Raw genomic sequence first — 15027 nt, 5'->3', positions numbered from 1 at the left:
GGACACGCGGCTGTCCCGAGTCAGGACACGCTAGAGGCCGAGCTCGCCGAGCCGCACGCTGATCCGGGGATCCGTGGACACGACAGGGGAGCTCGATCGCACCCACGGATCACCCCCGAAATAGGTCGAGAAGATCTTCTCGGCCGTCCGCGTCGCGAGCGCCTGCGACGTCAGGGTCGGGTTCGGCCCGCCGAGGCCGTTCGACAGCGCGGAGTTGTCGGCCACGAACAACCGCTTCACCGCGCGGGTCTCACCACGGGGGTCGAGCACGGAGTTGTTCTCCGAACGGCCCATCCGCATCGACGACTGGACGTGCAGGATCAGCGGCGCCCAGTCGATCCGGTACACCTTGCGCGCGCCGGCGCCGCGGAGCAGCTCGGCCGCCTTCCGGGCCATGAACTCGCGGTTGCGCAGGGTCCGCGCGGTCCGCTGCCGCTGCTTGAAGGTGACCTTCGGGATCGGGCCGTGCTCGTCGGCCGGCAGCGCCGAGAGGGTGACCCGGTTCTGCGCCTCGACGTCGTCGTCGGTGATCACCAGCACGCTGAGCAGCCGGTCCAGCCCGTGCGACAGGATCTCCTTCAGCTCGGGCCCCATCACCCGCCCGGCCGGCCCGTCCCACGGCCCGGTGCGACCGCGGCCGTTCGTGTACTGGCCCCGGATCCCGCTGTCCGACAGCGTGCCGGAGAAAGCCATCAGCGCCGGCGGCAGGCCGACGTTCTCCAACCCGCCGTACGGCGGGAAGTCGAGCCGGGCGCTCGAGCCGACGCCCTTCGGGTTGCCGGTGTAGTCGTCGAAGACCCCGAAGACCCAGTCGAAGAAGTGGTCGGTGTAGCCGCGGCCGACCCAGCCGTTCGGGTTCGGCAGGCCGCTGTTGAACCAGAGCCGCGGGTTCTCCGTGCAGCCGCCTGACATCACCACGACCCGGGCGTCCTCACGATGCTCGGCACCCTTGGACAGCCACGTGACCCCGGTCGCGGTCAGGACGCCGTTCCGCTTCTCGGTGTGCACCCGGGTGACGAACGCGTCCGCGATCAGCGAGACCGGCTTGCCGCCCGCCGACCACACCTCCGCGGTCAGCGCCATCGGCACGTAGCTGTTGTCCGTCGACCGCTTGGCGAACTGGTTGCGCGGGGCACCGTTCGGCCGCATGCAGCCCTGGAAGCAGTACCCGCAGAACGTGCACCCGGTCGCCTTCGGATACACCAGGAGCTTCGGGTCCGCCGTGCGGCCGGCCGTCCCGCCGGGCTGCAGGATCGCGTTCTCCTGCGGACGGTACGACGGCCGGTGCGTGGTCTTCGTGGTCTGCACCGGCAGCCCGAGCGTCTCGGCACCGCGGAAGAACAGCTGCTCCTTGTGGCCCATCGCCGCCGTCATCACCGGCATGGTCGCCTCGACCCACTCGAAGTACGGCACGAGCTCGTCGTAGCCGAACGGGAAGCGGTGCTCGACGTCGTACGCCGACCGGTCGGCGCCGTCGTACCCCTCGAAGACCCCTGGATAGGCGCGCGGGTAGTTGCCGTAGAAGTGCTGCGTGGTGCCGCCGACGCCGGACAGTTGCCAGACGAACGAGTTCTGCGGCCATTCGCGGAACCAGCCCGGCTTGGACCGGTCCGACGGCCCCCAGCGCAGGTAGCCGGTCAGCGGATTGTTGGCGTCGTCCTCGAACGTCGTCCACTCGTCCCGCGGGTTGGCGTGCCGCGGCCCGGCCTCGAGCAGGAGCACGTCGAGGCCCTGGGCGGCCAGCTCCTTGGCCACCACCGGTCCCCCGCCGCCGGCTCCGATCACGATGACGTCGCGCATCAGTCACTCACCTTCTGCCGGCCCTGGTAGTAACCGATGAAGTCGTCCCAGCCCTCGACCGGGCCGTCCGGCTGGTAGCCGGTGTGGTTCCAGCCGACCGGCCGCTTCCGCAGCGTCCGGCTGACCTTGTCGTAGACGGCCGATTCGCCGTACGCGCCGAAGGTGGCGAACTCGATCAAGGCACCGCCGACGAACTTGAGCAGCCCGGACACCGAGGCCTTCAGCGGCTCCGGGAACTGCACGTCGAGCAGCGCGACCAGATCGGCGTCGGTCCGTTCGATCAACTCGAACGCCTGCGCCTTCTCGGCGTACGACAGCCGGGCGAACGGCGACAGGTGCGGCCCGTTCACCGCCAGCGGGTTCACCTGGGTCGCCATCAGGTTCAGCAGCCCGGCGATCGGGAACGACAGCGGCAGCGCCTCGTCACTGTTCAGGTACGCCGCCAGCGCGCGATCCAGCCGCCGGAGCTCGACCGGGAGCACCTCGAGACCGGGCAGCCCGATCCCGGAGTCGGCGAGGCCGGTCACCAGCGCGGCGCCGACGGGCTGGGCGACCGCGTCCGGGAACGGGACGAAGTTGTCCAGCGAGTTGATGATGAAGTCGGTCGCGCCGGCCTCGATCGCGCCCGGCGTACTGCTCGGGGTGCCCTGGGTCCGCGAGTACGGGTCGCGGCCGGGCATCGCGAACACGGTCAGCCCGTTGAGCGTGTCGCGGGCGAGCGCGGCCAGCACCGGCCGGATCAGGTCGACCGTTGTCGGTAGCAACGGATTGGTGGCGGCACCGGCGGGCGCCAGCAGGCTGCGGGCCGCCAGCCCACCACCTCCGAGCGCCGCGCCGAGCACGCCGATCCGAGCCAGGAAGGCTCGCCGGGACAGTACCTGGGCACGGATCATGCGTCCTCCGTGGTGGGACCAGTGGGCTACTGGTCTCACAACGAGCCGCACGGGCCGTGGTTACTCCTCCCGCACGTGCTCGTCCACCGGTACGGCGATCGGCCGCAGCCGGGCCCAGAGCACGAACAGGGCGGCGAACACCAGCATCGCGATCCCGCCCCACAGGTTGATGTTCAGCCCGTCGGCCTTGGCCACCTCGTCGGGATCCGCGATGATGCCGAGGATCGTCAGCACCAGCCCGTAGATCGCGATCAGCGCCGCGATCACCACCCGGATGTCGAACGCCCCGGCCTTCTTCTTCGGGGTCGGCGTCTGCTCAGCCATGACTGTGCTCCTTGTCAGCCGAAGATGATGTTCAGGGCGATGGTCATCGCCAGCGAGATGCCGGCCAGCAGCACCGGCCTGCGGTACCAGCCGTGGTCACCGCGGACGGTCACCTCGGTCCGCTGTTCCTTCGGCGTCAGCGAGTAGACCAGGCCGACCAGTTCCTCGTCGCGTTTCGGCGCCGTCCGCAGGCTGACGAGGACGCTGACCAGGATGTCCACCACGAACGCGGCACCGGCGCCGACGAAGCTGGCCCCCTGGCCCGGCAGGTCGATGACGCCGTTCTCCGCCAGGATGAACACCAGGACCGCGGTCGTCGTACCGGTCACGAGGCCGACCCAGCCGGCCGTCGCGGTCATGCGCTTCCAGAACATACCGAGGATGAACGTGGCGAACAGCGGCGCGTTGAAGAACGAGAACAGCTGCTGCAGGTAGTCCATCAGGTTGCTGTAGCCGGAGGCGATCGCGGCGGTGCCGATCGCGATGATGGTGCCGGCGACGGTGACCCAGCGGCCGGTGCGCAGGTAGAACTCGTCCGGCCGGTCCTTGATCACGTACCGCTCGATCAGGTCGTAGGACACGACCGTGTTGAACGAGCTCAGGTTCGCTGCCATACCGGCCATGAACGACGCGAGCAGACCGGTGATCGCCAGGCCGAGCATGCCGTTCGGCAGCAGGTCGCGCATCAGCAGCAGCAGCGCGTCGTTGTAGTCCACTTCCCCACTGCCGCTGGCCTTGAACTCGGCCAGCTCGGGGACGAGCACGGCCGCGATCATGCCCGGGATGATCACGATGAACGGGACGAACATCTTCGGGAACGACCCGATGATCGGCGTCCGCCGGGCGGCCGACATGTTCTTCGACGCCATCGCCCGCTGCACCTCGACGAAGTTCGTCGTCCAGTAGCCGAACGACAGCACGAAGCCCAGACCGAAGACGATCCCGATCACCGACAGGAAGTTGTCGCTGAAGCCGCTCAGCGCGTTCCCCGGCCAGGCGGTCATCTGCTCGCCGCCACCGGGTGAGGCGGTCACCTTCTCGGTCAGGCCCTGCCAGCCGCCGACCTTGTGCAGGCCGACGATGGTCAGCGGCAGCAGCGCGGCGACGATGACGAAGAACTGCAGCACCTCGTTGTAGATCGCCGCGGACAGGCCGCCGAGGGTGATGTAGCTGAGCACGATCACCGCGGCCACGATGACCGAGACCCAGATCGGCCAGCCGAGCAGCACGTTCACGATGGTGGCCAGCAGGAACAGGTTCACGCCCGCGATCAGCACCTGCGCGACGGCGAAGCTGATCGCGTTCACCAGGTGCGCGGTCGGCCCGAACCGCCGCAGCATGAACTCGGGCACGCTGCGGACCTTGGAGCCGTAGTAGAACGGCATCATCACGACGCCGAGGAACAGCATCGCCGGGATGGCGCCGACCCAGAAGTAGTGCACGGTCGGCATGCCGTACTCCGCGCCGTTCGCGGACATGCCCATGATCTCGATCGCGCCCAGGTTCGCCGAGATGAACGCCAGGCCGGTGACCCAGGCCGGCAGCGACCGGCCGGACAGGAAGAAGTCGAGACTGTTGGAGACCGCCCGCTTGGCCAGGTACCCGATGCCGAGCACGAAGGCGAAGTACAAGGCGATGATGAGGTAGTCGATCGCCGTGGCGTCCAGCCTCAGGATGGAGTCTTGCGCAAGCATCGGCCCTCCGGATCGTCGTCTGACGCATCGTGGTGTTACCGGTGGGAAACGTTACTCCTCCCGGTCACCACAATCGCGCAGACGCGAGCGCGCGCCCTAGACCCGGAGTTCGGCGACGACCGGGCGGTGGTCGCTGCCGGTCGGGCTCATCACCCAGGCCTTCGTCGGGACGACGCCGCGGACCATGATGTGGTCGATCCGCGCCATCGGGAACTTCGCCGGCCAGGTGAAGCCGAACCCGTGCCCGGCCGCTCCCTGCGCCGAGCGCAGTCCGGCGGTCAGCGGGGCCAGGCTGCGGTCGTTCGCCGTACCGTTGAAATCGCCCAGCACGACCACGCCGGACAGTTTCTCGTCCGCGATCTGCCGGCCGAGGGCCTTGATCGTGTCGTTGCGCTGGTCGGAGGTGAACCCGCTCGTCCCGATCCGGACCGAGGCCAGGTGGGCGACGTACACCGCGACGTCGCCCTCCGGCGTACGGACCTCGGCACGCAGGGCCCGGGTCCAGGTGAAGCCGACGTCGACCGACTTGGTCTCGGCGACCGGGTACCTCGACCACAGCGCGACCGTCTCCCGGGAGACCTCGTACGGGTACTCCTCCGCGAACGCGGCCTTGTAGATCTTCATATCCGCCGGGGTGATCTCCTCCAGCGCCATCACGTCCGCGTCCGCGGCGAGCAGGTCCTCGGCGGTCTTGCGCGGGTCGGGGTTGGCCGCGTCGACGTTGTGCGACAGCACTCGCAGGTCGTGGGCGCCGCCACCCTTGCCGGGGATGAGCAGGTTGCCGAACATCAGTCCCCAGACGACCGCGGGCACGAGCAGCGCGACCCCGGCGACGGCGGACCGACGAACCAAAGCCGCGAGCGCCAGGACGGGCACGGCGAGGCCGACCCAGGGCAGGAACGTGTCGAGCAGGCTGCCCAGGTTGCCGACCGAGTTCGGCACCCAGCGGTGGAACAGCAGCGGAACGGCGGTCAGCAGGGCGAGGACGGCGATCACCCAGCCACGACGCCAGCGGCCGCCGGTACGGCGCTGGCGGGCGGTGCGGCGCGTCGGCGGTTTCCGGGAGGCGACGGCGGTCTGGCGGTCCGGCATGCAGCGATTGTTGCGGACACCGGGTCCGGACCAAAGCCCGCGCCCGGCGGGAGCCGCATTTTCATCCGTACGGACGATCCGCCCGGGACGAAATGAGTAGCGTTCCGTGAGGACGCTGGTGCGTACGGCGGATGCACCCGACAATGCCGGTATGCCGCCCGAGCCGACCACCGAGCCGTTCGTCGTCAAGCGCCGCGGGCTCGGGACGACGAGGACCATGCTGTACCTGGGCACGCTCGTGTTCGCGCTGATGGTGCTGCTCACGCTGGTCGCCGTACTGGTGGCTGTGGTCAGGGACGAGCCGGTCCGCGAGCCGCTCGAGGCGGTGTGGTTGTCGTGGGGCGGGATGCCGTTGATCTTCGCGGTCGGCCTGCCGGTGCTGCTGCTGGTCGGTCTGGTGACGACCGCCGAGGAACGGCACGAGGGTGAACAGGACGACGTGCTGCTGTCGATCGACGCGACCGGCGTCTACCTCGGCGGCGAGCAGCCGCGGACGGTCCCGTGGAGCGAGGTGCGCGGCATCTGCCGGGTGGAGCGGCGCGAGGTCGACTCCGAGGGCGAGGAGACGTGGTCGCCGTACCTCGTCGTCCTGCTGTACGACGACGAGGCACTGCCACCCAACTCGAAGGCGTGGGGCCCGTCCAAACAGTGGCCCGGCACCGTCGAGCTCCTCGGCAAACCCCTCCCGTACGACGACCTCGTCACCGCCGTAGCCCGCTACGCCCCCCACGTCCAAGTAACCAACCGAGGCCGCGTCCCCAACTAGCCGCGCTTGGACAACAACTTCTCCAGGTCTGTGAGGACATCCATGGCACCCAGCGGACCGAGGCCCAGGAACCAGACCTCGTCGTCGACCCGCGCGACCTGCCCCTTCCGCACCGCCGGCAGCGCCTTCCACAAGTTGCCGTTGACAACGACATTCTCCGCCGTCGTCTCCGGCTTGCCGTAGCTGGAGTAGAACACCCAGTCCCCGTCGGCCTTCGAGATGTTCTCCTGCGACACCTCGACCGCGAGATCCTGGACGTCCTGGATCTTCGGCCGCGGCAGCCCGATGTCCTTCAGGATCACGCCGATGAACGACAGGTTGCCGTACAACCGGATCTCGGCCGGCCGGAAGCGGACCAGCGAGATCGTCGGCGAGCCCTGGACCTTCGACTTCACCTCGTCGGCGCGCTTCTGGTAGTCGTTCAGGATCCCGTCGGCCTTGGTCTCCTCGCCGACCGCGTCCGCGACCAGCAGGAAGTTCTCCTTCCACGGGAACCCGGGCCGGATGCTCATCACCGTCGGCGCGATCGCGCTCAGCTTGTCGTACAGGTCGTTGGCCCGCAGCTTGCTGCCCAGGATCAGGTCCGGCGTGAGCGCCGCGATCGCCTCCAGGTTCAGCTCGCTGATCCCGCCGACGGTCTTGATCCCCTGCGCCTTGTCCGCGAGGTACGACGGTACGCCGGCCTGACCCGCGGTCGTCGCCATCCCGACCGGGGTGAGACCGAGCGCGAGCACGTCGTCGAGCTCACCGCTGTCCAGGACGACGACCCGCTCGGGCTTCTTCTCCAGCGTGGTCTCGCCGAGCGCGTGCTTCACCGTCCGCGGGAAGGCTCCCGGCTGCGCGTCCGAGCCCAGCTTGGCGGTCTCCTCGTCGGCGGTCTTGAACAACCGTCCTCCGGTCGCCACCTCGGTGTCGCCGACCCCAGTGTCGGTCGTCTGGGTGTCGTTGCCACCACACCCGGCCAGCACGAGCAGGGCAGCCGTAACGGCCATTACGATGCGGGTTTTCACGGACGCGAGCATACACACCGTTGGTTAGGCAGGCCTAACCAGATCCAGCTGTTCACCCGCCGTCATCGAGACCGTCACCACCTCGCCGGCGACCGCGATCCGGTGTGTACCGGAGTGATCGGCCCGGACCGTCGCGGCCGTGATCCGGCGGCCCTGCCAGGTGACGTCGAACGCCAGCCCTCCCCGGGCCCGCAGCCCACGGAACGAACCGTCCGGCCACTCCGCCGGGAGCGCCGGCAGCAGCCTGATCGTGTCGGTGTGGCTCTGGATCAGCAGCTCGGGGATGCAGCCGGTCATGCCGAAGTTGGCGTCGATCTGGAAGATGTCGCCGTCGCGGTGCAGCAGGTTGTCCGAGACCAGCCGACTCAAATAGTCCCGGATGACCGCCGACGCCTTCTCCGGCTCGTACAACCGGGCCCAGAGCGCGACCAGCCAGGCGGCGGTCCACCCGCCGTTCGTCGCGCCGGCCGTCCGCAGCTCCAACGACGCACGAGCCGCTGCGGCCCATTCCGGCGTACGGTCCGGGTCGATCTCCGCACCCGGATAGAGACCGTAGAGGTGCGACTGGTGGCGGTGCTGCGGCTCGGACGGCTGCCAGTCCGTCGGCCATTCGTGCAGCCGGCCGTCCGGCGTGACGCGGATGTCGGGTAGTCGGTCGCGGGCGGCAGTGGCCCGGCCGGCGAGCTCCGAGCTGAGCCGCAACGCAGCCTCCGCCTCGGTCAGGTTGGCGAACAGCTCGCGGATGAGCCAGATGTCGTACGTCGAGGTGAGGTCGACCGACGCCTTCTCACCGGACGGCAGGACGAAGTGGTGCTCCGGCGCCGTCGACGGGATGAACTGCAACCGGCCGTCGCCGTCCTCGACCAGCATCGACAGCACGAACTCGGCCGCACCCGCGATCAACGGGTACGCCCTGTCGCGGAGCCAATCCTGGTCCAACTGGAAGCGGTAGTGCTCCATCAGGTGCGCGGTCAGCCAGACGCCACAGGTCGCGCACATCGACCACACCGGGTCGTCGCCGCCGTCACCGACCGGCCAGGTCGCGCGCCAGATGTCGGCGTTGTGGTGCGAGACCCAGCCGGGGGCGTCGTACAGGATCCGGGCGGTCTCGGCGCCCGACTCGGCCAGCCCGTCGAGCAGGTCGGTGAGCGGGTCGAAGCACTCCCCCAGGCCGGTCAGGTCCGCCGGCCAGTAGTTCATCTGGGTGTTGATGTTGTTGGTCCAGTCGCTGGCCCACATCGGCCGGCGGTCCTGGTTCCAGATGCCTTGCAGGTTGGCCGCCTGCGTCCCGGGGCGGGAGGACGCCATCAACAGGTAGCGGCCGAAGTTGACCGTGAGCGCGGCCAGGTCCGGATCGTTGCCACCGGCAGCGACCGCCCGGATCCGCTCGTCCGTCGGGGCATCGACGGACTCGCCCAGTGTCAGCTCGGCGCGGTCGTACAGCTCGAGGTGGTCCTCGACATGACGCTCACGGAGCTTGTCCACGGCGACCGCATCCAGCGCGGTGGTTGCCTCGCGCAACGCAACCAGCGGATCCCGGCCGGGCGGCACCTTCCAGCCGGCGAACGTGCTGGCCGCCGACAGCACCACCGTCAGCCCGTCGGCACCCCGGACCGAGACACCGCCGTCCGTCACCGTCACGGTGCCGCCCTGGTTGACGGCTCGGAGGGCGACGCCGAAGCCGATCCCACGTCCCTCCTCGTACCGGATCGGGTCCGGGCTCTGCCGGTACTCGATCGTCAGGTCGGACGGCGCACGACCGACGACACCATAGGTGCCATCGGCAACCTCCGCCCGGATCGGGTGCTGACTGGTCAGCTCCAGCTCCAGGTCGATCGCCCCCGGTCGGTCGGCGGTGATCGTCCACACCATCACCTGGTCCGGTGCGGACACGTACGTCTCCCGCCGGAACCGCACGCCGTCGACCGTGTAGTCGACGGCGGCGATCCCGGTGCGGAGGTCCAGACCGCGTCGGTAGTCCTGTGGTTCGCCGGACGCCCGGATCAGCAGGTCGGCGAGCGGCTGGTACGACTCGACCAGCGGCCCTTGCAGGGCGCGCGTCCGCTCGGTCGCCGCCAGCTGATCACCTTCGTCCAGCAACAGCCGCCGTACGTCGGCCAGCACCGCCGGACCGTCCGTCACGGTCAGCGTGCGCGGGCCGTCGCCCGACCAGACGTCGTCGAGGTTGAGCGCGATCCGCTCCTCCCCGACCCGGCCGAACACCTTCGCTCCGAGGTGGCCGTTGCCCAGTGGCAACGCCTCGAACCAGTCGGGGGCGGCGGTGGTGAACCACAGTTCGTGCGACATGGAGGTTACTTGCTCCCGGACTTGTACTTGTCGTACGCCTGCTGCTGGATCTCGAGGTACCGCTTCATGCCGGTGCTCTCGAGCCCCTTCACGTAGGCGTCCCACTCGGCGTCGATGTTCTTCGACCCGGTGATGAAGGCGAGCTGGTTCTGGTTGACGTAGCTGTTCAGGTTCGTCTGCAGGGTGGCGAGCTCACCGCTGAGGCTCGGGTCCGGCCAGACCGAGGTCTGCGGGAACCACTGCGCCTTGTCCTCGTGACCCTCGTACAGCTTGGTTGCCTCGAACAGCCGCCGCTCCAGGCCGTCGCCGGAGTAGATGTCCTTGGGTACGACCTGCGAGTTACGGAAGGCAAGCGTGATGTTGTACTGCGCCATGGCGTCCCAGGAGAGGTTCTTCGGCTGCTTGTCCCCGGACAACCGGTACCAGGCCGGCTCGCCCTCCAAGCCGATCTCACCGGACTTGGGCTTGCGCCAGCCGACGTTCTCCGGGCCCATCAGCGAGATCGCCCGACCCTCGTCGCTGTAGATCCAGTCGAGCATCTTGATCGCCGCGACCTGGGCCTCCTTGCTGGCCTTGTTCGTCAGCATGAACGTGTAACCGGTCGAGCTCGGGTAGTTGTAGCCGGTGTAGCTCTTGCCTTCCGGACCGGTCAGCGGCGGTACGGCGTCGTACTGCTTGTCCCGGCCGTCCTTGGAGTCGAGCTGGACGAAGATGCCCGGCCAGAGCACCGGCACCGAGCCGAGCACGACCGCCTTCGGGTTGTTGCCCTGGGCCTGCAGTGCGGCGGCGTTCTGGGTGAACGCGGCCTGGTCGATCAGGCCCTCCTTGTAGAGGGAGTTGATGTACTTCAGGCCGGCCTTCCACTGGTCGGAGGCGACCGGCGTGACGACCTTGTCGCCGTCCAGTGTGATCAGCGACCGGACGCCGTTGTTCGCGCCGACCGGGTTGTAGGCGAACGCGTTCATCAGGTACGCGATCAGGCTGCTGTCCTGGACGTCGGTCGTCATCGGGATCTCGTCGGCCTTGCCGTTGCCGTTCGGGTCCTGCGTCTTGAAAGCGGTGAGCACCTTGCGCAGGTCCTCCGTGGTCTTCGGCACCTGCAGGCCGAGCTTCTTCAGCCAGGCGCTGTTGATCCACAGCTTGTCCGGGTACGTGCAGTGGAAGCAGTCCGACCACTGCGGCAGGGCGTAGATGTGCCCGTCCGGCGCCGTCGACATCTCCTTGAACGTCTTGTTGGCGTCCAGCGCCTTCTGGATGTTCGGAGCATTGTCCTTGATCAGGTCCTCGAGCGGCTGCGCGACACCTTGCTGCCCGAGCTTCAACACCTCCGCCTGGGTGAAGCCGTCGACCCACGGGATCAGCAGGAACAGGTCCGGGTAGTCGCCGCTGGCCAGCGCGATCTGCCGCTTCTCCTTGGCCGGACCGGCGTCGAAGGTCGTGGTCTGCCAACGGAACTGAACCTTGAACTTGTCGCTGACCAGCTTGGTGACCGCGTTGGTGTCCAGGTTGGTGCCGTTGGAAGGGTCGGCCGGCGCGAATGCGTCGATCACGACCTTGCCGTCCGCGCTGGTCTCGTTCGCGGCTCCCTTGTCCGAATTGTCCGAGCTGCACGCCGCCAGGGCGAGCACGCCGGCCGCGCCGAGCGCGACGACCCTGCTCACGGATGAGCGCATTTCTTGTTTCCCTTCTGGAGGTGGGCGTCTCAGCCCTTGACCGCGCCGACCATTACGCCCTTGGTGAAGTGGCGGGCGACGAACGGATAGATGATCAGTACGGGCAGACTCGAGATGACGATGAGCGCGTACTTCAAGACATTGGCCAGTTGTTGCTGCTCGAGTTGCCGAGCCAGGTCCTGCGAGCCCGTACCACCGAACTGGTTGAGGATCAGCACGTTCCGTAGCACGATCTGCAGCGGATACAGGCTGGGATCTTTCAGGTAGATCAGGGCGTCGAAGTAGCTGTTCCACTGGAAGATCGCGTACATCAGTGCGATCACCGCGATCACCGGCTTGGACAGCGGCAGCACGATCGACCAGAGGAACCGCAGGTCGCTCGCACCGTCGATCGTGGCCGCCTCGTACAGCTCGTCCGGGATGGTCGAGCGGAAGAACGTCCGCGCGATGATCACCTGCCAGACCCCGATCGCGCTCGGGATCACCATCGCCCAGCGGGTGTTCAGCATCCCGAGGTCCTGGACGACCATGTACGTCGGGATCAGGCCGCCGGAGAACAACATGGTGAAGATCAGCGCACTCATGATCACGTTGCGGCCGAAGAACGTCCGGCGGGACAGCGGGTACGCGATCGCGATCGTCAGCGTGACACTGATGAGCGTGCCGCCGATCGCGTAGATGAAGGAGTTCAGGTACCCCTTCATGATCAGTGGGTCGCTGAACGCCTCCTGGTACGCGCGAAGGCTGGGCTCGACGGGCCACAGCAGGACCCGGCCGGCACTGACCGCGGACGGGCTGCTGAACGAGTTGGCGACGATGTAGATCAGCGGGACCGCGACCAGGATCAGCGCGACCCAGAGCATGATCTTCACGCCGATCAGGAAGATCTTGTCGCCGCGGGTCTCCTCGATCGCGGTGCGCTGCGACGCCCGCGGAGCCGACGTACGCCGGAATCCTTGCAGAGTAGCGCTCATGACCACAGTCCGTTTCCGGTGATGCGCTTGGCGACGAAGTTCACGCCGACCAGCAGGAAGAGGTTGATCACCGAGTTGAAGAGCCCGATCGCGGTCGCCATGCTGAAGTCCGCGTTCAGCAGACCGGTCTTGTAGACGTAGGTCGCGATGATCTCCGACTGCGCGGTGTTGAGCGGGTTCTGCAGCAGGAACGCCTTCTCGAACCCGATCGACATGATGTTGCCGACACCCAGTACCAAGATGATCACCGCGGTCGGCATGATGCCCGGCAGGTCGACGTGCAGGATCCGCTGGATCCGGCTGGCGCCGTCGATCCGGGCCGACTCGTGCAGCGCCGGGTCGATCCCGGCGAGGGCGGCCAGGTAGATCACCGCGGAGTACCCGGTCGTCTGCCAGACGTCCGACCAGACGTAGATATGCCGGAAGTAGTCCGGGTTGCCGAGGAAGTCGACAGCTGGTACGCCGAACAGCCCGATCGCGTCGTTGACGAACCCGAGCCGCGGCGACAGCACCAGGATCGTCATCGAGACGACCACCACGGTGGAGATGAAGTACGGCGCGTACGTCACCAGCTGGGTGATCTTCTTGAAGCGTCCGTTGCGGATCTCGTTCAGCGCGATCGCCAGGATGATCGGGATCGGGAAGCTGGCGAGCACGGTGTAGGCGGCGAGGATGAAGGTGTTCTTCACCAGGGTCCAGAACACCGGGTTGGCGAAGAACAGCTCGAAGTTGCGGAACCCGACCCACTCGCTGCCCCACGGACCCTTGACCGGGCTGTAGTTCTTGAACGCGATCACCGCGTTCGCGATCGGGATGTATTTGAAGATCACGAAGTACGCGAGCGGGACGATCACCAGCAGGTACAGCTGCCAGTGCCGGCGCAGGCTGCGGCGGGCGGCGGTCCGCCGGCTCGGGCGCGGAATCCGGGTCGATCTCACCGCCTCCGGCCGGACCGGCGCCGGCGGCGGTGCGGCCGGTTTCAGGGTTGCGCTCACTCCGCATCCTTCCAATATCCGATAGGATTTCGGCTCGTACTTCCGGGAGGATGACACAGAACCGCGGACAGCGGAAGAGCCCCACTCCGGCCGATACCAGACCTTGACCGATCGACTCAGATCCCTTTGTCCACAAGGATTCCGCCGGGTTGCCTAAGGCAACCGACTGTCGGGGAACACGACCTGATCCCATGGCTGGACCACGGGATCCGGGCGAACACCGATACCGGCCGGAGTCGCTCTGAGCCACCGACTCCGGACCGTACCGCTTTTATTTCCTCAGTGAACTATGTCGCAGTCAACCCGCCCAGCACCACCCCTGTCAACCCCCGGCTGGGTACCGCACGACAGGACGTATACGTCCACTGCCGGCCACTCCCGGCGTAAGCCGGGGCCTGAACGCGCTCGAGGACCGAGCACCTCCTGTCGAACTGCGCCCTAGTCCACGATCGCGCCGCAGGAGAGGTTGAGGACGGCGCCGGTGATCGGGGCGGCGTGGTCGGAGGCGGCGAAGGCGGCGGTGGCGCCGACCTCGGCCTTGCGGGGCAGACGGCCGAGCGCCGTCCCCCGGAGCAGGTGGTCGAGGCCGTCCTCGGGGATGTCCCACTCGGGGTGGGTGTCGGGGGTGAAGTTCGGACGGAGGGCGACCACGCGGACGCCGTACCTGCCGAGCTCGCCGGCCATCGCCCGGGCGAGACACTCGATCGAGGCGCAGGCGAGGCTGAAGCCACCCATCTCGAAGTCGGCGCCGGACTCGCGCGCCGCCGACGATGACAGCATCATCAGCACGCCGCCGCGTTGCTCGATCATCCGCCGGGCGACCGCGGTCGCGGTGACGAAGTTGGTGCGGGCCGCGTCCTCGACCGGCATCACGAACTCGTCGACGGTGAGGTCCACCAGCGGGACGTCCTGCTTCACCCGGACACTCACGGCGTTGAAGGCGACGTCGATCCGGCCCTCGATCGACGCCACGTGCTCGTTGACCGCGTCGGCGTCGTACGCGTCGACGACGGCCACGGACGCCGTACCGCCGGCGTCGGTGATGTCGGCGGCGACCTTCTCCAGCTTCGCGAGCGTACGTCCGGCCAGGTGGACTATGGCGCCTTCGGCGGCGAACGCCCGGGCGATCGCGCCGCCCATCGCGCCTCCGCCGCCGTACACGATCGCGGTCTTGTTCTCGAGCAGCATGATGCGGATCCTCTCGTCGGTCCTGACGGTCTACAGGGGCGACGAAGCCGGCCGGGGATCCTCGACATCGAGGCACGAAAAACCTGACCCGACCATCACGGGGGAACGGCCGGGCCAGGCACTTTCGATGGTACCTCCGATCACCACTCGTGGCCGGGTAAATCGGCGGCGGACTCGCCGGATCTTCCCTACCCTGGCGGCATGCAACGTCGCTCCTGAAAGCGCACCTCCGCGGGGGATCGCGGTCGTGCGTCACGTCAAGCGTTTGACCTGTACGTCCGGTCGCGCTTCGTCATGCCAGCACACGCTTT

General features: G+C 67.9%; 12 protein-coding genes. 1 reads left to right on the top strand and 11 read right to left on the bottom strand.

Annotation, left to right across the window (positions count from 1 at the left end; translation table 11 throughout):
* Positions 1 to 30: 30 nt before the first annotated feature.
* The 5 genes from ACQPYZ_RS11220 to ACQPYZ_RS11200 all read right to left on the bottom strand — a co-directional run bounded on the left by ACQPYZ_RS11220 (position 31) and on the right by ACQPYZ_RS11200 (position 5803).
* Positions 31 to 1800, bottom strand: coding sequence for a GMC oxidoreductase (locus ACQPYZ_RS11220; RefSeq protein ID WP_433167399.1), 1770 nt, complete (start codon positions 1798 to 1800; stop codon positions 31 to 33).
* Positions 1800 to 2693 carry a hypothetical protein gene (locus ACQPYZ_RS11215; RefSeq protein WP_433167398.1) on the bottom strand — a complete coding sequence of 298 codons (894 nt, stop codon included), beginning with the start codon at positions 2691 to 2693 and terminating at the stop codon, positions 1800 to 1802. The genes ACQPYZ_RS11220 and ACQPYZ_RS11215 overlap by 1 nt, the downstream gene beginning before the upstream one ends.
* Before the next feature lie 60 nt (positions 2694 to 2753).
* Positions 2754 to 3017 (bottom strand): hypothetical protein, encoded by a 264-nt coding sequence (locus ACQPYZ_RS11210; RefSeq protein WP_433167397.1) that lies wholly within the window; start codon positions 3015 to 3017, stop codon positions 2754 to 2756.
* A gap of 14 nt (positions 3018 to 3031) precedes the next feature.
* Complete coding sequence (locus ACQPYZ_RS11205) at positions 3032 to 4711, bottom strand: sodium:solute symporter family protein (RefSeq protein ID WP_433167396.1); 1680 nt, start codon at positions 4709 to 4711, stop codon at positions 3032 to 3034.
* Between the two features lie 96 nt (positions 4712 to 4807).
* Positions 4808 to 5803, bottom strand: a complete 996-nt coding sequence (locus tag ACQPYZ_RS11200) for an endonuclease/exonuclease/phosphatase family protein (RefSeq protein WP_433167395.1) — start codon at positions 5801 to 5803, stop codon at positions 4808 to 4810.
* A gap of 106 nt (positions 5804 to 5909) precedes the next feature.
* On the opposite strand from ACQPYZ_RS11200, the gene ACQPYZ_RS11195 reads away from it, so the two are divergent.
* Positions 5910 to 6569, top strand: a complete 660-nt coding sequence (locus ACQPYZ_RS11195; protein WP_433167394.1) for a hypothetical protein — start codon at positions 5910 to 5912, stop codon at positions 6567 to 6569.
* Here ACQPYZ_RS11195 and ACQPYZ_RS11190 read toward each other — a convergent pair.
* The 6 genes from ACQPYZ_RS11190 to ACQPYZ_RS11165 all read right to left on the bottom strand — a co-directional run bounded on the left by ACQPYZ_RS11190 (position 6566) and on the right by ACQPYZ_RS11165 (position 14716).
* Positions 6566 to 7579: an ABC transporter substrate-binding protein gene (locus ACQPYZ_RS11190; RefSeq protein ID WP_433167393.1), complete on the bottom strand. Its 1014-nt coding sequence runs from the start codon at positions 7577 to 7579 to the stop codon at positions 6566 to 6568. The genes ACQPYZ_RS11195 and ACQPYZ_RS11190 overlap by 4 nt on opposite strands.
* Positions 7580 to 7603: 24 nt before the next feature.
* Positions 7604 to 9886, bottom strand: coding sequence for a glycosyl hydrolase family 95 catalytic domain-containing protein (locus tag ACQPYZ_RS11185; protein WP_433167392.1), 2283 nt, complete (start codon positions 9884 to 9886; stop codon positions 7604 to 7606).
* A 5-nt stretch (positions 9887 to 9891) separates the two neighbouring features.
* Entirely contained in the window at positions 9892 to 11547 is a 1656-nt protein-coding gene (locus tag ACQPYZ_RS11180; protein WP_433167391.1) for an ABC transporter substrate-binding protein, read from the bottom strand.
* A gap of 41 nt (positions 11548 to 11588) precedes the next feature.
* Complete coding sequence (locus ACQPYZ_RS11175; protein ID WP_433167390.1) at positions 11589 to 12533, bottom strand: carbohydrate ABC transporter permease; 945 nt, start codon at positions 12531 to 12533, stop codon at positions 11589 to 11591.
* Positions 12530 to 13528: an ABC transporter permease gene (locus tag ACQPYZ_RS11170; RefSeq protein WP_433167389.1), complete on the bottom strand. Its 999-nt coding sequence runs from the start codon at positions 13526 to 13528 to the stop codon at positions 12530 to 12532. Before ACQPYZ_RS11170 ends, ACQPYZ_RS11175 begins: the two co-directional genes overlap by 4 nt.
* Before the next feature lie 438 nt (positions 13529 to 13966).
* Positions 13967 to 14716, bottom strand: a complete 750-nt coding sequence (locus tag ACQPYZ_RS11165) for an SDR family NAD(P)-dependent oxidoreductase (protein ID WP_433167388.1) — start codon at positions 14714 to 14716, stop codon at positions 13967 to 13969.
* Positions 14717 to 15027: the final 311 nt, after the last annotated feature.

Origin of the sequence: Kribbella sp. CA-247076, from assembly GCF_050942445.1 — a bacterium.
In the GTDB taxonomy this organism is placed as follows: Bacteria; Actinomycetota; Actinomycetes; order Propionibacteriales; family Kribbellaceae; genus Kribbella.
This window is presented reverse-complemented; position numbering and strand designations above follow the sequence as displayed.